This window comes from Microbulbifer sp. CnH-101-G, from assembly GCF_052466775.1.
The window spans coordinates 4,258,430-4,279,831 of the sequence record NZ_CP174292.1; the positions used below are offsets into that span (position 1 = coordinate 4,258,430).

The window sequence follows — 21,402 nt, forward strand, 5'->3', positions numbered from 1 at the left end:
TATGAAAGCCAAAAAGAAAATGCTTGAAGTAAGAAAATTAGTAACTGCAATAAAATTATCAAGCCTTGCTTATGCTGGAGTGTTCACGGGACTTTTGAGTCCGGTAGCTTATGCTGGCCCTGAGGGTGGTGTGGTGACTGGAGGTAAAGGTACGATTGATGTGGATGGCAAAACCACAACGATCGATCAGACTACCGATTTGTTATCGATTGATTGGGATTCATTTAATTTAAGTCCGGAAGAGTTGGTTAAATTTTTACAGCCCGATTCCTCATCCATAGTGCTCAACCGTATTCTGGGACAGGACCCAAGTACAATTCATGGCTCGATTGAGGCGAATGGACATGTAATCCTGGTTAACCCCAGAGGAGTACTTTTCACTGAAACTGCGACAGTGAATGTCGGCGCTATCACAGCTTCTGGGCTCGATATGAGCCCGGAAGACTTCATGAATGGCGATTTCATTTTTCAGGGGGAGGACGGCTCATCAGGCATTGTTGTAAACCGGGGAGTAATCAACGCATCCAGTGCGCTATTAGTTGGAAAGCAGGTTACTAATGCCTCTTCTGGATTAATCAGTGCAGAGCTGGTTAGTCTGGCTGCGGCTGATGAAGCAATACTCACTTTCGACGCGGATGGGCTTATTGGCCTCAAAGTTACCAAAGAGGTAATGGAAAATGAGCTTGGCGTAGATAGTGCAGTTCTAAATAAAGGAGCTATCGAGGGCGCCCAAGTATTAATGGAGGCTAGTGTCTCAGGTGATCTATTTACAGCTGCGGTGAATAATGAAGGTACTGTAAAGGCGCAAGGTATTGATACTAGTGGTGGAAAAATCCGCTTATTTGGCTCTGGCGGAAGTGTTGCCAATAGCGGAACTTTGGATGCATCAGGAAAAATAGGTGGCGAAGTTGTATTAGAGGGCGATTCTACTGAGCACACCGGAAAAATAATTGTAAAAGGTAACTCCGGGCATGGTGGCTATGCTGCGGTGCTAGGGGATGAAGTCTTTGTTGCTGGGGATATTGATGCTCGTGGTGTCGAATCCGGTGGTGAAGTCCTTATCGGGGGGGATTACCAGGGGGTTAACCCAGAAATCCGTAATGCCGAATTTACGACTGTCACAGAAGAGGCAAATATTAATGCTAGTGGTATTGGAAATGCCGATGGTGGCAAGGTTGTCGTATGGGCTGATAATACCACAGAGTTTGCCGGGACGATTCTTGCAGAGTCTGGGGCTGCTGGCGGTGATGGTGGCTTTGTAGAAACTTCAGGCAAACAATATCTTCAGCTCGACGAGGAAGATATGTTTGTTTCCACACTTAGCCATGGTGATGGGAAAACAGGTGACTGGCTACTGGATCCAGGCTGGATGGAGATTTCCGCTTCGTGCACTGTGAATTGTATCTCTGTGACAGCGGTACAAGATGCCTTGGCGAATAATAATGTGGAAATCAGTGTTACCGATGCCAATACCGCTTCAGGGCCAGATGGAGCCGTGACTCCATCTGGCGATGATCCTTTTTCAGATGGGATTTTTGTTGCTGATTCTATTGCATGGGATACTGCCCACACCCTCACTCTGACTTCATTTAATGGTGTCCAAATTGATACTGGAGTTACAGTTACAGGAGTCGGTGGTCTGACGATTGATGCGGGAGGCTCCTTTACCAATTTGGGTACTATTAATGTTTCTGACTTCTTCCTCTCAGTAGGCATTAACCCTTTTGACAATAATCAGATTACCAACACTGATAATTTATTGGGAAATATCCAGGTCACTAACTCTGGTATCGTTGTTGGTGGCAGTGGAACCGACACCTTTACACTCACGGACACTACCGATTTAGTGACAGTAACTGGAACTAATGCGTTTTTGGTTGATGCAATCTCATTTACAGGAGTAGAAGGGGTTAATTTAGGTGATGGCCTTGATAGCGTAACCGGTGCTGATGGTGCCGACTGGACCTTAACCGGTACGAACAATGAAGCCATCAACAGCGGTATTACCTTCTCCGAGGTGGAATCTCTCACTGCCGTCAATGCCAACCTACTGGGTACCAGTGGTACGGATGCGTTTGTGCTGCAATCCAATGGTGATGTAGAGGCTTATGGCCTCAGTATTAACGGCATGTCCGCCGTGGATGGCAATGGCGGCGACGACAGTCTGGACGCTAGCGCCTACAGTGATGGCCTGGCCCTGACCGGCACCAATAACCAAGTAACCGCGGGCTCCCTGACCTTTGATGGCATTGTCAGTGCCATTACCGCAGCGCTGACCGGTACCAACAATGCGGATAGCTTTACCGTAGATGGCAGCAATGCCGCCAGCAGCTACGGCATTGCCTTTATCGGAGTCAGCAGCATCAATGCCTTGGATGGCAGCGACAGCGTGGTCGGTGCCGATGGCGCCGACTGGACCTTAACCGGCACCAGTAAGGAAGCGATTAACAGCGGTATTACCTTCTCCGCAGTGGAGTCCCTCACTGCCGTCAATGCCAACCTACTGGGTACCAGTGGCACGGATGCGTTTGTGTTGCAATCCGATGGTGATGTAGAGGCTTATGACCTGAGCGTTAGCGGCATGTCCGCTGTGGACGGCAATGGCGGTGACGACAGCCTGGACGCCAGCGCCTACAGCGATGGCCTGGCCCTGACCGGCACCAATAACCAAGTAACTGCGGGCTCCCTGACCTTCGATGGCATTGTCAGTGCCATTACCGCAGCGCTGACCGGTACCAGTGGCGATGACGCCTTCGTTATTACTGGCAACAACGCACTGGATGTTGCAGACATTAGCTTCAGTGGGCTGAGTAGCGTCGATGCCGGCACCGGTACGGATAGCGTTACGGCACTGGGCGTCGCAACCCTGACAGGAGTCGACAACGAAGCCTCTACAAGCTTGATTGACTTCAGCGGTATCGACAGTGTTTCCGGTGGCAGCCTGGAGGGTTCTGCAAATGCAGATACCTTTGTGGTAATCAGTAATAGCAATGTCACTGCGAATAACATTAGCTTTACCGGTTTTGGCAGTACGATCGATACCAAAGGCGGTACTGACAGCGTAACCGGTGCCGATGGTGCCGACTGGACCTTAACCGGTAACAGTAAACAAGCCAGCAACAGTGGTATTACTTTTTACGAGGTAGAGTCCCTCACTGCCGTCAATGCCAACCTACTGGGTACCAGTGGCACGGATGTGTTTGTGCTGCAATCCGATGGTGATGTTGAGGTTTATGACCTCAGCATTAGCGGCATGTCCGCCGTGGACGGCAATGGCGGTGACGACAGCCTGGACGCCAGCGCCTACAGCGATGGCCTGGCCCTGACCGGCACCAATAACCAAGTCAGCGCGGGCTCCCTGACCTTTGATGGCATTGTCAGTGCCGTCACTACAGCGCTGACCGGTACCAGTGGCGATGACGCCTTTGTCATTACTGGCAGCAACGCACTGGATGTTGCAGACATTAGCTTTAGTGGGCTGGGTAGTGTCGACGCAGGCAACGGTACCGATAGTGTCACGGCACTGGGCGTCGTAACCCTGACAGGAGTCGACAACGAAGCTTCTACAAGCTTGATTGATTTTAGCGGTATCGACAGTGTTTCCGGTGGTAGCCTGGAAGGCTCTGCAAATGCAGATACCTTTGTGGTAATCAGTAATAGCAATGTCACTGCGAACAACATTAGCTTTACTGGTTTTGGCAGTACGATCAATGCCAAAGGCGGTAATGACAGCGTAACCGGTGCCGATGGCGCTGACTGGACCTTAACCGGTAACAGTAACGAAGCCAGCAACAGCGGTATTACTTTCTCCGAGGTAGAGTCCCTCACTGCCGTCAATGCCAACCTATTCGGTACCAGTGGCACGGATGCGTTTGTGCTGCAATCCGATGGTGATGTTGGAGCTTATGACCTGAGCATTAGCGGCATGTCCGCCGTAGATGGTAATGGCGGCGACGACAGCCTGGACGCCCACGCCTACAGCGATGGCCTGGCCCTGACCGGCACCAATAACCAAGTCAGCGCGGGCTCCATGACCTTCGATGGTATTGTCAGTGCCATTACCGCAGCGCTGAGCGGTACCAGCAATGCGGATAGCTTTACCGTAGATGGCAGCAATGCCGCCAGCAGCTACGGCATCGCCTTTACCGGAGTCAGCAGTATTCATGCGCGAGGTGGCAGCGACAGCGTGATCGGTGCCGATGGCGCCGACTGGACCCTAACCGGCACCAGTAAACAAGCCAGCAACAGCGGTATTACCTTCTCCAAAGTGGAGTCCCTCACCGCGGTCAATGCCAACCTATTCGGTACCAGTGGCACGGATGCGTTTGTGCTGCAATCCGATGGTGATGTAGAGGCTTATAACCTGAGCGTTAGCGGTATGTCCGCCGTGGACGGCAATGGCGGCGACGACAGCCTGGACGCCAGCGCCTACAGCGATGGCCTGGCCCTGACCGGCACCAATAACCAAGTCAGCGCGGGCTCCCTGACCTTCGATGGCATTGTCAGTGCCATTACCGCAGCGCTGACCGGTACCAACAATGCGGATAGCTTTACTGTAGACGGCAGCAATGCCGCCAGCAGCTACGGCATTGCCTTTACCGGAGTCAGCAGCATCAATGCCTTGGATGGCAGCGACAGCGTGATCGGTGCCGATGGCGCCGACTGGACCTTAACCGGCACCAGTAAAGAAGCGATTAACAGCGGTATTACCTTCTCCGCAGTGGAGTCCCTCACCGCCGTCAATGCCAACCTACTGGGTACCAGTGGCACGGATGCGTTTGTGCTGCAATCCGATGGTGATGTAGAGGCTTATGACCTGAGCGTTAGCGGCATGTCTGCCGTGGACGGCAATGGCGGTGACGACAGCCTGGACGCCAGCGCCTACAGCGATGGCCTGGCCCTGACCGGCACCAGTAACCAAGTAACTGCGGGCTCCCTGACCTTCGATGGCATTGTCAGTGCCATTACCGCAGCGCTGACCGGTACCAACAATGCGGATAGCTTTACTGTAGACGGCAGCAATGCCGCCAGCAGCTACGGCATTGCCTTTACCGGAGTCAGCAGTATCAATGCCTTGGATGGCAGCGACAGCGTGATCGGTGCCGATGGCGCCGACTGGAGCTTAACCGGCACCAGTAAAGAAGCGATTAACAACGGTATCACCTTCTCTGCAGTAGAGTCCCTCACTGCCGTCAATGCCAACCTATTCGGTACCAGTGGCACGGATGCGTTTGTGCTGCAATCCGATGGTGATGTAGAAGCTTATGACCTGAGCGTTAGCGGCATGTCTGCCGTGGACGGCAATGGCGGTGACGACAGCCTGGACGCCCGCGCCTACAGCGATGGCCTGGCCCTGACAGGCACCAATAACCAAGTCAGCGCGGGCTCCCTGACCTTCGATGGCATTGTCAGTGCCATTACCGCAGTGCTGACCGGTACCAGTGGCGATGACGCCTTCGTTATTACTGGCAGCAACGCACTGGATGTTGCAGACATTAGCTTTAGTGGGCTGAGTAGCGTCGATGCCGGCACCGGTACCGACAGTGTTGCGGCACTGGGCGTCGTAACCCTGACAGGAGTCGACAACGAAGCCTCTACAAGCTTGATTGACTTCAGCGGTATCGACAGTGTTTCCGGTGGCAGCCTGGAGGGTTCTGCAAATGCAGATACCTTTGTGGTAATCAGTAATAGCAATGTCACTGCGAATAACATTAGCTTTACCGGTTTTGGCAATACGATCGATGCCAAAGGCGGTAGCGACAGCGTAACCGGTGCCGATGGCGCGGACTGGGCTTTAACTGGTAACAGTAACGAAGCCAGCAACAGCGGTATCACCTTCTCCGCAGTGGAGTCCCTCACCGCCGTCAATGCCAACCTACTGGGTACCAGTGGCACGGATGCGTTTGTGCTGCAATCCGATGGTGATGTAGAGGCTTATGACCTGAGCGTTAGCGGCATGTCTGCCGTGGACGGCAATGGCGGCGACGACAGTCTGGACGCCAGCGCCTACAGCGATGGTCTGGCCCTGACCGGCACCAATAACCAAGTAACTGCGGGCTCCCTGACCTTCGATGGCATTGTCAGTGCCATTACCGCAGCGCTGACCGGTACCAGCAATGCGGATAGCTTTACTGTAGACGGCAGCAATGCTGCCAGCAGCTACGGCATTGCCTTTACCGGAGTCAGCAGCATCAATGCCTTGGATGGCAGCGACAGCGTGGTCGGTGCCGATGGCGCCGACTGGACCTTAACCGGCACCAGTAAAGAAGCGATTAACAGCGGTATTACCTTCTCCGCAGTGGAGTCCCTCACCGCCGTCAATGGCAACCTATTCGGTACCAGTGGCACGGATGCGTTTGTGCTGCAATCCGATGGTGATGTAGAGGCTTATGACCTGAGCGTTAGCGGCATGTCTGCCGTGGATGGCAATGGCGGTGACGACAGCCTGGACGCCAGTGCCTACAGCGATGGCCTGGCCCTGACCGGCACCAATAACCAAGTCAGCGCGGGCTCCCTGACCTTCGATGGCATTGTCAGTGCCATTACCGCAGCGCTGACCGGTACCAACAATGCGGATAGCTTTACTGTAGACGGCAGCAATGCCGCCAGCAGCTACGGCATTGCCTTTACCGGAGTCAGCAGCATCAATGCCTTGGATGGCAGGGACAGCGTGGTCGGTGCCGATGGCGCCGACTGGACCTTAACCGGCACCAGTAAAGAAGCGATTAACAGCGGTATTACCTTCTCCGCAGTGGAGTCCCTCACCGCCGTCAATGCCAACCTACTGGGTACCAGTGGCACGGATGCGTTTGTGCTGCAATCCGATGGTGATGTAGAAGCTTATGACCTGAGCGTTAGCGGCATGTCTGCCGTGGATGGCAATGGCGGTGACGACAACCTGGACGCCAGTGCCTACAGCGATGGCCTGGCCCTGACCGGCACCAATAACCAAGTCAGCGCGGGCTCCCTGACCTTTGATGGTATTGTCAGTGCCATTACGGCAGCGCTGACCGGTACCAGTGGCGATGACGCCTTCGTCATTACTGGCAACAACGCACTGGATGTTGCAGACATTAGCTTTAGTGGGCTGAGTAGCGTCGATGCAGGTACCGGTACAGACAGTGTTGCGGCACTGGGCGTCGTAACCCTGACAGGGAACAGCCAGGAAGCGACGACAAGCCTGATAGCCTTTAGCGGCATTGAAGCTGTAAGTGGCGGAAGCTTAGAAGCTTCAGATGCTGATGACACTTTTGAAATTACCGGTCTAAATGCACTAACGGCGAACGATATTGCCTTCAGCAGTATCAGTAGTGTGGATGCCAAAGGCGGTAGCGACAGCGTGATCGGTGCCGATGGCGCCGACTGGACCTTAACCGGCACCAGTAAACAAGCCAGCAACAGTGGTATTACCTTCTCCGAGGTGGAGTCCCTCACTGCCGTCAATGCCAACCTACTGGGTACCAGTGGCACGGATGCGTTTGTGCTGCAATCCGATGGTGATGTAGAGGCTTATGACCTGAGCGTTAGCGGCATGTCCGCCGTGGACGGCAATGGCGGTGACGACAGCCTGGACGCCAGCGCCTACAGCGATGGCCTGGCCCTGACCGGCACCAATAACCAAGTCAGCGCGGGCTCCCTGACCTTTGATGGCATTGTCAGTGCCATTACCGCAGCGCTGACCGGTACCAGTGGCGATGACGCCTTCGTCATTACTGGCAACAACGCACTGGATGTTGCAGACATTAGCTTTAGTGGGCTGAGTAGCGTCGATGCAGGTACCGGTACCGACAGTGTTGCGGCACTGGGCGTCGTAACCCTGACAGGAGTCGACAACGAAGCCTCTACAAGCTTGATTGACTTCAGCGGTATCGACAGTGTTTCCGGTGGCAGCCTGGAGGGTTCTGCAAATGCAGATACCTTTGTGGTAATCAGTAATAGCAATGTCACTGCGAATAACATTAGCTTTACCGGTTTTGGCAATACGATCGATGCCAAAGGCGGTAGCGACAGCGTAACCGGTGCCGATGGCGCGGACTGGGCTTTAACTGGTAACAGTAACGAAGCCAGCAACAGCGGTATCACCTTCTCCGCAGTGGAGTCCCTCACCGCCGTCAATGCCAACCTACTGGGTACCAGTGGCACGGATGCGTTTGTGCTGCAATCCGATGGTGATGTAGAGGCTTATGACCTGAGCGTTAGCGGCATGTCCGCCGTGGACGGCAATGGCGGCGACGACAGCCTGGACGCCAGCGCCTACAGCGATGGCCTGGCCCTGACCGGCACCAATAACCAAGTCAGCGCGGGCTCCCTGACCTTCGATGGCATTGTCAGTGCCATTACCGCAGCGCTGACCGGTACCAACAATGCGGATAGCTTTACTGTAGACGGCAGCAATGCCGCCAGCAGCTACGGCATTGCCTTTACCGGAGTCAGCAGCATCAATGCCTTGGATGGCAGCGACAGCGTGATCGGTGCCGATGGCGCCGACTGGACCTTAACCGGCACCAGTAAAGAAGCGATTAACAGCGGTATTACCTTCTCCGCAGTGGAGTCCCTCACCGCCGTCAATGCCAACCTACTGGGTACCAGTGGCACGGATGCGTTTGTGCTGCAATCCGATGGTGATGTAGAGGCTTATGACCTGAGCGTTAGCGGCATGTCTGCCGTGGACGGCAATGGCGGTGACGACAGCCTGGACGCCAGCGCCTACAGCGATGGCCTGGCCCTGACCGGCACCAGTAACCAAGTAACTGCGGGCTCCCTGACCTTCGATGGCATTGTCAGTGCCATTACCGCAGCGCTGACCGGTACCAGCAATGCGGATAGCTTTACTGTAGACGGCAGCAATGCCGCCAGCAGCTACGGCATTGCCTTTACCGGAGTCAGCAGTATCAATGCCTTGGATGGCAGCGACAGCGTGATCGGTGCCGATGGCGCCGACTGGAGCTTAACCGGCACCAGTAAAGAAGCGATTAACAACGGTATCACCTTCTCTGCAGTAGAGTCCCTCACTGCCGTCAATGCCAACCTATTCGGTACCAGTGGCACGGATGCGTTTGTGCTGCAATCCGATGGTGATGTAGAAGCTTATGACCTGAGCGTTAGCGGCATGTCTGCCGTGGACGGCAATGGCGGTGACGACAGCCTGGACGCCCGCGCCTACAGCGATGGCCTGGCCCTGACAGGCACCAATAACCAAGTCAGCGCGGGCTCCCTGACCTTCGATGGCATTGTCAGTGCCATTACCGCAGTGCTGACCGGTACCAGTGGCGATGACGCCTTCGTTATTACTGGCAGCAACGCACTGGATGTTGCAGACATTAGCTTTAGTGGGCTGAGTAGCGTCGATGCCGGCACCGGTACCGACAGTGTTGCGGCACTGGGCGTCGTAACCCTGACAGGAGTCGACAACGAAGCCTCTACAAGCTTGATTGACTTCAGCGGTATCGACAGTGTTTCCGGTGGCAGCCTGGAGGGTTCTGCAAATGCAGATACCTTTGTGGTAATCAGTAATAGCAATGTCACTGCGAATAACATTAGCTTTACCGGTTTTGGCAATACGATCGATGCCAAAGGCGGTAGCGACAGCGTAACCGGTGCCGATGGCGCGGACTGGGCTTTAACTGGTAACAGTAACGAAGCCAGCAACAGCGGTATCACCTTCTCCGCAGTGGAGTCCCTCACCGCCGTCAATGCCAACCTACTGGGTACCAGTGGCACGGATGCGTTTGTGCTGCAATCCGATGGTGATGTAGAGGCTTATGACCTGAGCGTTAGCGGCATGTCCGCCGTGGACGGCAATGGCGGTGACGACAGCCTGGACGCCAGCACCTACAGCGATGGCCTGGCCCTGACCGGCACCAATAACCAAGTAACCGCGGGCTCCCTGACCCTCGATGGCATTGTCAGTGCCATTACCGCAGCGCTGACCGGTACCAACAATGCGGATAGCTTTACTGTAGACGGCAGCAATGCCGCCAGCAGCTACGGCATTGCCTTTACCGGAGTCAGCAGTATCAATGCCTTGGATGGCAGCGACAGCGTGATTGGTGCCGATGGCGCCGACTGGACCTTAACCGGCACCAGTAAAGAAGCGATTAACAGCGGTATTACCTTCTCCGCAGTAGAGTCCCTCACTGCCGTCAATGCCAACCTACTGGGTACCAGTGGCACGGATGCGTTTGTGCTGCAATCCGATGGTGATGTAGAGGCTTATGACCTGAGCGTTAGCGGCATGTCCGCCGTGGACGGCAATGGCGGCGACGACAGCCTGGACGCCAGCGCCTACAGCGATGGTCTGGCCCTGACCGGCACCAATAACCAAGTAACCGCGGGCTCCCTGACCTTTGATGGCATTGTCAGTGCCATTACCGCAGCGCTGACCGGTACCAACAATGCGGATAGCTTTACCGTAGATGGCAGCAATGCCGCCAGCAGCTACGGCATTGCCTTTACCGGAGTCAGCAGTATCAATGCCTTGGATGGCAGCGACAGCGTGATCGGTGCCGATGGCGCCGACTGGACCTTAACCGGCACCAGTAAAGAAGCGATTAACAGCGGTATCACCTTCTCCAAAGTAGAGTCCCTCACCGCCGTCAATGCCAACCTACTGGGTACCAGTGGCACGGATGCGTTTGTGCTGCAATCCGATGGTGATGTAGAGGCTTATGACCTGAGCGTTAGCGGCATGTCTGCCGTGGATGGCAATGGCGGTGACGACAGCCTGGACGCCAGTGCCTACAGCGATGGCCTGGCCCTGACTGGCACCAATAACCAAGTCAGCGCGGGCTCCCTGACCTTCGATGGTATTGTCAGTGCCATTACGGCAGCGCTGACCGGTACCAGTGGCGATGACGCCTTCGTCATTACTGGTAGCAACGCACTGGATGTTGCAGACATTAGCTTTAGTGGGCTGAGTAGTGTCGATGCAGGCACCGGTACCGACAGTGTTGCGGCACTGGGCGTCGTAACCCTGACAGGGAACAGCCAGGAAGCGACGACAAGCCTGATAGCCTTTAGCGGCATTGAAGCTGTAAGTGGCGGAAGCTTAGAAGCTTCAGATGCTGATGACACTTTTGAAATTACCGGTCTAAATGCACTAACGGCGAACGATATTGCCTTCAGCAGTATCAGTAGTGTGGATGCCAAAGGCGGTAGCGACAGCGTGATCGGTGCCGATGGCGCCGACTGGACCTTAACCGGCACCAGTAAACAAGCCAGCAACAGTGGTATTACCTTCTCCGAGGTGGAGTCCCTCACCGCCGTCAATGCCAACCTACTGGGTACCAGTGGCACGGATGCGTTTGTGCTGCAATCCGATGGTGATGTAGAGGCTTATGACCTGAGCGTTAGCGGCATGTCCTCCGTGGACGGCAATGGCGGTGACGACAGCCTGGACGCCAGCGCCTACAGCGATAGCCTGGCCCTGACTGGCACCAATAACCAAGTCAGCGCGGGCTCCCTGACCTTCGATGGTATTGTCAGTGCCATTACGGCAGCGCTGACCGGTACCAGTGGCGATGACGCCTTCGTCATTACTGGTAGCAACGCACTGGATGTTGCAGACATTAGCTTTAGTGGGCTGAGTAGTGTCGATGCAGGCACCGGTACCGACAGTGTTGCGGCACTGGGCGTCGTAACCCTGACAGGGAACAGCCAGGAAGCGACGACAAGCCTGATAGCCTTTAGCGGCATTGAAGCTGTGAGTGGCGGAAGCTTAGAAGCTTCAGATGCTGATGACACCTTTGAAATTACCGGTCTAAATGCACTAACGGCGAACGATATTGCCTTCAGCAGTATCAGTAGTGTGGATGCCAAAGGCGGTAGCGACAGCGTGATCGGTGCCGATGGCGCTGACTGGACCTTAACCGGTAACAGTAACGAAGCCAGCAACAGCGGTATTACTTTCTACGAAGTAGAGTCCCTCACCGCCGTCAATGCCAACCTACTGGGTACCAGTGGCACGGATGCGTTTGTGCTGCAATCCGATGGTGATGTAGAGGCTTATAACCTGAGCGTTAGCGGCATGTCCGCCGTGGACGGCAATGGCGGTGACGACAGCCTGGACGCCAGCACCTACAGCGATGGCCTGGCCCTGACCGGCACCAATAACCAAGTAACCGCGGGCTCCCTGACCCTCGATGGCATTGTCAGTGCCATTACCGCAGCGCTGACCGGTACCAACAATGCGGATAGCTTTACTGTAGACGGCAGCAATGCCGCCAGCAGCTACGGCATTGCCTTTACCGGAGTCAGCAGTATCAATGCCTTGGATGGCAGCGACAGCGTGATTGGTGCCGATGGCGCCGACTGGACCTTAACCGGCACCAGTAAAGAAGCTATTAACAGCGGTATTACCTTCTCCGCAGTAGAGTCCCTCACTGCCGTCAATGCCAACCTACTGGGTACCAGTGGCACGGATGCGTTTGTGCTGCAATCCGATGGTGATGTAGAGGCTTATGACCTGAGCGTTAGCGGCATGTCCGCCGTGGACGGCAATGGCGGCGACGACAGCCTGGACGCCAGCGCCTACAGCGATGGTCTGGCCCTGACCGGCACCAATAACCAAGTAACCGCGGGCTCCCTGACCCTCGATGGCATTGTCAGTGCCATTACCGCAGCGCTGACCGGTACCAACAATGCGGATAGCTTTACTGTAGACGGCAGCAATGCCGCCAGCAGCTACGGCATTGCCTTTACCGGAGTCAGCAGTATCAATGCCTTGGATGGCAGCGACAGCGTGATTGGTGCCGATGGCGCCGACTGGACCTTAACCGGTAACAGTAAGCAAGCCAGCAACAGCGGTATCACCTTCTCCGAGGTGGAGTCCCTCACCGCCGTCAATGCCAACCTACTGGGTACCAGTGGCACGGATGCGTTTGTGCTGCAATCCGATGGTGATGTAGAGGCTTATGACCTGAGCGTTAGCGGCATGTCCTCCGTGGACGGCAATGGCGGTGACGACAGCCTGGACGCCAGCGCCTACAGCGATAGCCTGGCCCTGACTGGCACCAATAACCAAGTCAGCGCGGGCTCCCTGACCTTCGATGGTATTGTCAGTGCCATTACGGCAGCGCTGACCGGTACCAGTGGCGATGACGCCTTCGTCATTACTGGTAGCAACGCACTGGATGTTGCAGACATTAGCTTTAGTGGGCTGAGTAGTGTCGATGCAGGCACCGGTACCGACAGTGTTGCGGCACTGGGCGTCGTAACCCTGACAGGGAACAGCCAGGAAGCGACGACAAGCCTGATAGCCTTTAGCGGCATTGAAGCTGTGAGTGGCGGAAGCTTAGAAGCTTCAGATGCTGATGACACCTTTGAAATTACCGGTCTAAATGCACTAACGGCGAACGATATTGCCTTCAGCAGTATCAGTAGTGTGGATGCCAAAGGCGGTAGCGACAGCGTGATCGGTGCCGATGGCGCTGACTGGACCTTAACCGGTAACAGTAACGAAGCCAGCAACAGCGGTATTACTTTCTACGAAGTAGAGTCCCTCACCGCCGTCAATGCCAACCTACTGGGTACCAGTGGCACGGATGCGTTTGTGCTGCAATCCGATGGTGATGTAGAGGCTTATAACCTGAGCGTTAGCGGCATGTCCGCCGTGGACGGCAATGGCGGTGACGACAGCCTGGACGCCAGCACCTACAGCGATGGCCTGGCCCTGACCGGCACCAATAACCAAGTAACCGCGGGCTCCCTGACCTTTGATGGCATTGTCAGTGCCATTACCGCAGCGCTGACCGGTACCAACAATGCGGATAGCTTTACTGTAGACGGCAGCAATGCCGCCAGCAGCTACGGCATTGCCTTTACCGGAGTCAGCAGTATCAATGCCTTGGATGGCAGCGACAGCGTGATTGGTGCCGATGGCGCCGACTGGACCTTAACCGGCACCAGTAAAGAAGCTATTAACAGCGGTATTACCTTCTCCGCAGTAGAGTCCCTCACTGCCGTCAATGCCAACCTACTGGGTACCAGTGGCACGGATGCGTTTGTGCTGCAATCCGATGGTGATGTAGAGGCTTATGACCTGAGCGTTAGCGGCATGTCCGCCGTGGACGGCAATGGCGGCGACGACAGCCTGGACGCCAGCGCCTACAGCGATGGTCTGGCCCTGACCGGCACCAATAACCAAGTAACCGCGGGCTCCCTGACCTTTGATGGCATTGTCAGTGCCATTACCGCAGCGCTGACCGGTACCAACAATGCGGATAGCTTTACCGTAGATGGCAGCAATGCCGCCAGCAGCTACGGCATTGCCTTTACCGGAGTCAGCAGTATCAATGCCTTGGATGGCAGCGACAGCGTGATCGGTGCCGATGGCGCCGACTGGACCTTAACCGGCACCAGTAAAGAAGCGATTAACAGCGGTATCACCTTCTCCAAAGTAGAGTCCCTCACCGCCGTCAATGCCAACCTACTGGGTACCAGTGGCACGGATGCGTTTGTGCTGCAATCCGATGGTGATGTAGAGGCTTATGACCTGAGCGTTAGCGGCATGTCTGCCGTGGATGGCAATGGCGGTGACGACAGCCTGGACGCCAGTGCCTACAGCGATGGCCTGGCCCTGACCGGCACCAATAACCAAGTCAGCGCGGGCTCCCTGACCTTCGATGGCATTGTCAGTGCCATTACCGCAGCGCTGACCGGTACCAACAATGCGGATAGCTTTACTGTAGACGGCAGCAATGCCGCCAGCAGCTACGGCATTGCCTTTACCGGAGTCAGCAGCATCAATGCCTTGGATGGCAGCGACAGCGTGGTCGGTGCCGATGGCGCCGACTGGACCTTAACCGGCACCAGTAAAGAAGCGATTAACAGCGGTATTACCTTCTCCGCAGTGGAGTCCCTCACCGCCGTCAATGCCAACCTACTGGGTACCAGTGGCACGGATGCGTTTGTGCTGCAATCCGATGGTGATGTAGAGGCTTATGACCTGAGCGTTAGCGGCATGTCCTCCGTGGACGGCAATGGCGGTGACGACAGCCTGGACGCCAGCGCCTACAGCGATGGCCTGGCCCTGACTGGCACCAATAACCAAGTCAGCGCGGGCTCCCTGACCTTCGATGGTATTGTCAGTGCCATTACGGCAGCGCTGACCGGTACCAGTGGCGATGACGCCTTCGTCATTACTGGTAGCAACGCACTGGATGTTGCAGACATTAGCTTTAGTGGGCTGAGTAGTGTCGATGCAGGCACCGGTACCGACAGTGTTGCGGCACTGGGCGTCGTAACCCTGACAGGGAACAGCCAGGAAGCGACGACAAGCCTGATAGCCTTTAGCGGCATTGAAGCTGTAAGTGGCGGAAGCTTAGAAGCTTCAGATGCTGATGACACTTTTGAAATTACCGGTCTAAATGCACTAACGGCGAACGATATTGCCTTCAGCAGTATCAGTAGTGTGGATGCCAAAGGCGGTAGCGACAGCGTGATCGGTGCCGATGGCGCCGACTGGACCTTAACCGGCACCAGTAAACAAGCCAGCAACAGTGGTATTACCTTCTCCGAGGTGGAGTCCCTCACCGCCGTCAATGCCAACCTACTGGGTACCAGTGGCACGGATGCGTTTGTGCTGCAATCCGATGGTGATGTAGAGGCTTATGACCTGAGCGTTAGCGGCATGTCCTCCGTGGACGGCAATGGCGGTGACGACAGCCTGGACGCCAGCGCCTACAGCGATAGCCTGGCCCTGACTGGCACCAATAACCAAGTCAGCGCGGGCTCCCTGACCTTCGATGGTATTGTCAGTGCCATTACGGCAGCGCTGACCGGTACCAGTGGCGATGACGCCTTCGTCATTACTGGTAGCAACGCACTGGATGTTGCAGACATTAGCTTTAGTGGGCTGAGTAGTGTCGATGCAGGCACCGGTACCGACAGTGTTGCGGCACTGGGCGTCGTAACCCTGACAGGGAACAGCCAGGAAGCGACGACAAGCCTGATAGCCTTTAGCGGCATTGAAGCTGTGAGTGGCGGAAGCTTAGAAGCTTCAGATGCTGATGACACCTTTGAAATTACCGGTCTAAATGCACTAACGGCGAACGATATTGCCTTCAGCAGTATCAGTAGTGTGGATGCCAAAGGCGGTAGCGACAGCGTGATCGGTGCCGATGGCGCTGACTGGACCTTAACCGGTAACAGTAACGAAGCCAGCAACAGCGGTATTACTTTCTACGAAGTAGAGTCCCTCACCGCCGTCAATGCCAACCTACTGGGTACCAGTGGCACGGATGCGTTTGTGCTGCAATCCGATGGTGATGTAGAGGCTTATAACCTGAGCGTTAGCGGCATGTCCGCCGTGGACGGCAATGGCGGTGACGACAGCCTGGACGCCAGCACCTACAGCGATGGCCTGGCCCTGACCGGCACCAATAACCAAGTAACCGCGGGCTCCCTGACCCTCGATGGCATTGTCAGTGCCATTACCGCAGCGCTGACCGGTACCAACAATGCGGATAGCTTTACTGTAGACGGCAGCAATGCCGCCAGCAGCTACGGCATTGCCTTTACCGGAGTCAGCAGTATCAATGCCTTGGATGGCAGCGACAGCGTGATTGGTGCCGATGGCGCCGACTGGACCTTAACCGGCACCAGTAAAGAAGCGATTAACAGCGGTATTACCTTCTCCGCAGTAGAGTCCCTCACTGCCGTCAATGCCAACCTACTGGGTACCAGTGGCACGGATGCGTTTGTGCTGCAATCCGATGGTGATGTAGAGGCTTATGACCTGAGCGTTAGCGGCATGTCCGCCGTGGACGGCAATGGCGGCGACGACAGCCTGGACGCCAGCACCTACAGCGATGGCCTGGCCCTGACCGGCACCAATAACCAAGTAACCGCGGGCTCCCTGACCTTTGATGGCATTGTCAGTGCCATTACCGCAGCGCTGACCGGTACCAACAATGCGGATAGCTTTACCGTAGATGGCAGCAATGCCGCCAGCAGCTACGGCATTGCCTTTACCGGAGTCAGCAGTATCAATGCCTTGGATGGCAGCGACAGCGTGATCGGTGCCGATGGCGCCGACTGGACCTTAACCGGCACCAGTAAAGAAGCGATTAACAGCGGTATCACCTTCTCCAAAGTAGAGTCCCTCACCGCCGTCAATGCCAACCTATTCGGTACCAGTGGCACGGATGCGTTTGTGCTGCAATCCGATGGTGATGTAGAGGCTTATGACCTGAGCGTTAGCGGCATGTCCTCCGTGGACGGCAATGGCGGTGACGACAGCCTGGACGCCAGCGCCTACAGCGATGGCCTGGCCCTGACTGGCTCCAATAACCAAGTTAGCGCGGGCTCCCTGACCTTTGATGGCATTGTCAGTGCCATTACCGCAGCGCTGACCGGTACCAACAATGCGGATAGCTTTACTGTAGACGGCAGCAATGCCGCCAGCAGCTACGGCATTGCCTTTACCGGAGTCAGCAGTATCAATGCCTTGGATGGCAGCGACAGCGTGATTGGTGCCGATGGCGCCGACTGGACCTTAACCGGCACCAGTAAGGAAGCGATTAACAGCGGTATTACCTTCTCCGAGGTGGAGTCCCTCACCGCCGTCAATGCCAACCTACTGGGTACCAGTGGCACGGATGCGTTTGTGCTGCAATCCGATGGTGATGTAGAGGCTTATGACCTGAGCGTTAGCGGCATGTCCTCCGTGGACGGCAATGGCGGTGACGACAGCCTGGACGCCAGCGCCTACAGCGATGGCCTGGCCCTGACTGGCACCAATAACCAAGTCAGCGCGGGCTCCCTGACCTTCGATGGCATTGTCAGTGCCATTACCGCAGCGCTGACCGGTACCAACAATGCGGATAGCTTTACTGTAGACGGCAGCAATGCCGCCAGCAGCTACGGCATTGCCTTTACCGGAGTCAGCAGCATCAATGCCTTGGATGGCAGCGACAGCGTGGTCGGTGCCGATGGCGCCGACTGGACCTTAACCGGCACCAGTAAAGAAGCGGTTAACAGCGGTATTACCTTCTCCGCAGTAGAGTCCCTCACTGCCGTCAATGCCAACCTACTGGGTACCAGTGGCACGGATGCGTTTGTGCTGCAATCCGATGGTGATGTAGAGGCTTATGACCTGAGCGTTAGCGGCATGTCCGCCGTGGACGGCAATGGCGGCGACGACAGCCTGGACGCCAGCGCCTACAGCGATGGCCTGGCCCTGACCGGCACCAATAACCAAGTCAGCGCGGGCTCCCTGACCTTCGATGGCATTGTCAGTGCCATTACCGCAGCGCTGACCGGTACCAGCAATGCGGATAGCTTTACTGTAGACGGCAGCAATGCTGCCAGCAGCTACGGCATTGCCTTTACCGGAGTCAGCAGCATCAATGCCTTGGATGGCAGCGACAGCGTGGTCGGTGCCGATGGCGCCGACTGGACCTTAACCGGCACCAGTAAAGAAGCGATTAACAGCGGTATTACCTTCTCCGCAGTGGAGTCCCTCACCGCCGTCAATGCCAACCTAATGGGTACCAGTGGCACGGATGCGTTTGTGCTGCAATCCGATGGTGATGTAGAGGCTTATGACCTGAGCGTTAGCGGCATGTCCGCCGTGGACGGCAATGGCGGTGACGACAGCCTGGACGCCAGCGCCTACAGCGATGGCCTGGCCCTGACCGGCACCAATAACCAAGTAACTGCGGGCTCCCTGACCTTCGATGGCATTGTCAGTGCAATTACCGCAGCGCTGACCGGTACCAACAATGCGGATAGCTTTACTGTAGACGGCAGCAATGCCGCCAGCAGCTACGGCATTGCCTTTACCGGAGTCAGCAGCATCAATGCCTTGGATGGCAGCGACAGCGTGATCGGTGCCGATGGCGCCGACTGGACCTTAACCGGCACCAGTAAAGAAGCGATTAACAGCGGTATCACCTTCTCTGCAGTAGAGTCCCTCACTGCCGTCAATGCCAACCTATTGGGTAGCGGCGGTGCGGATGCATTTATTCTTCAGTCTGATGGCGATGTTGAAGCCTATGAAATGGTTGTTTCAGGAATGTCTGCAGTGGATGGTCAGGGGGGGAGTAATAGCCTGGATGCTGCTTCTTACTTTGATGGTCTCGCTCTTACTGGAATCGATAACCAAGTATCAGCTGGGAGCTTGATTTTTGATGGCATTTTCACTGCTTCAGCAGGCGCGCTGTTAGGTACAAGTAATGCTGACAGTTTTGTAGTTGATGACAGTAATGCGGTTACAACTTATGGAATTTCCATTAATGGTGTCAGTGAGATAGATGCAGGAGAAGGAAGTGATAGTGTAGCTGGAGCTAGTGGTGCGGATTGGGCACTTGTCGGGAATGATTACGAAGCTATTAATAGCAGCATAACTTTTACCAATATAGAAAATCTTACTGTAAACAATGCAGATTTGTTGGGCACAGGTAATGCGGATGTATTTACTTTGCAGTCTGATGGAGATGTTAACGCCTATGGCATGACTGTCAGTGGTATGTCTGCAGTGGATGGCAATGGTGGCGAGGATAGCCTGGATGCCAGTGCCTACAGTGATGGCTTAGCATTAACTGAGACTGAAAATCAGCTTGTTGCAGGCTCGCTTATCTTCAGTGGTATCTATAGGGCGAATACTCCCGTCCTGATAAATACTAATGACTCTGCTCTGTTTGAACTGCAAGGTGTCCAATCTCTAAAAACTGCGGGGATTAATTTTAGTGGCCTGGAAACAGTAAATACCTCTGGTGAAGGTAGTTCACTACTCGGCACCGAGGAAAATGATGACTTCGTGCTGGACTCTGCTGGTGATATCAGTGTGGCCGGGATTCATTTTACCGGGCTTAAAACTATAGATGGAGCAGGCGGGAATGATTCCGTTAGTTCAGAAGGAGCAGTTTGGACATCTACAAGTTCAAATAACTCACTGGTGAATGGTGGGGCTGAAGCTCTAGTGAATAATTTAACTGTAGTTTTTGAGAATCTAGAGTTAGTTCAAAGTACGGGTGCATATGAAGGGCAGGATGTAAGTGGTCAGTACGTGTTCAGTGCGCTGGATACGATGACCATTGGAGGAGTGACTTTCGAGGGGCTAACTAGCCTAACAGCAGGTAGCGAAAGTGATGTTATCTATGGTGCAGATATAGATGCTGAATGGACCATAAGTGGCTCTCAGCAGAGTGTCAGTAGTGCGGGTGAAACCTTGATCTTCAGTGGAGTGGAGTCCATTTTTGCTGGTGGAGGGGTTGACCAATTCACATTGTCAGGTGGAGTGCTAACCGAAATTGACACAGGGGCAGGTGATGATTCAGTACTACTGGCTGGAACTACCATCGACACTGTGTCCTTGGGTGCTGGTGATGACTACGTACAGGTAGATTCGGAAAATGCTCAAGACATGCAGTTATCTGGCGGAAGCGGGAATGATTACTTCCAGTACAACCTTTCTGGGGCCACTTGGCAGATTAATTCGGATGGTAATCAAGTTGGTAATTTTAAATTTGAAGCTTTTGAATATCTGGATAACACCGACGGTTCGCTTAAACTAGAGACGGATTTAGGTTTTGATTTTGTAAACGGAGGAGATAATTCCAAAAGCTTTAATCAGAGCGGGGCTGGATTAGTATTTGCTATCGATGGTATGCGCCTAGGCTACGATGGTGAAGGTGATATCAATATTACTAGCAGTTCATCGGATACCATTGGTGGCAGCCTTAAAGCTAACAGAGCTGAATTAATAGTTGCTGGTGATGTAAATATTGAAGTTGAAGTAAATACACTCGCCATAGCTACAGCTGGTGCGGATATTGACATCAGTGTTTTATCTCACGGAGATCTTGTTATTGATGAGATAAATGCAGGTCGGGGTAATGTTGAATTGGCCAGCTCAAATTTTGGGATATTAACCGCTGAAACTTATGGTAATACGCACATTACAGCTTCTACCGTGAAGTTAGGAACAGATACAGAGCTCTGGACGATTATTGGCGAGTCCGTCAATCCTTTACGACTCGATGTATCTGATACTTTGGATATTTATTCCATTAGCTACTATGAGCCTGACTTTATTGGCCAAGTACCTACTGTTACTAGTACTGGTGATGAGCTTCAGTCGATAGCGGGATCCCAGGCCTCTCAGGGGCTGAAATCTGCAGTGCAAAATGCGGTAGAGGATTTTACTCAAGTTGACCCAGCAATTTTCAGTGCTGTTAAACCGTATAGTAGCGGTGTGGATGCGGTGAACTCTCCCGAGATGCGTCTTAGGTCTGGAAAGTTATCACCTTCCACGGCTTCTGCTGGTGATGAACCTGTATCAGGCGCGGAATTTGATGCGGTCTTGGATGAGGAAATCAGTGAGGCACCTGCGGATGTTTTTAATGAGACAAAACCTTTCGCTGGCAGTGCAGGGGGCTGACTTATCTAACTAATTAAGGC

1 protein-coding gene is annotated in these 21,402 nt (G+C 54.6%); it reads left to right on the forward strand.

The genetic code is table 11. The features are described from left to right. Positions 1-94 precede the first annotated feature (94 nt). The gene (locus tag ACJJID_RS18900; protein ID WP_444920791.1) at positions 95-21,382 is read left to right on the forward strand and encodes a filamentous hemagglutinin N-terminal domain-containing protein; all 21,288 of its coding nucleotides are present in this window, start codon (positions 95-97) and stop codon (positions 21,380-21,382) included. Positions 21,383-21,402: the final 20 nt, after the last annotated feature.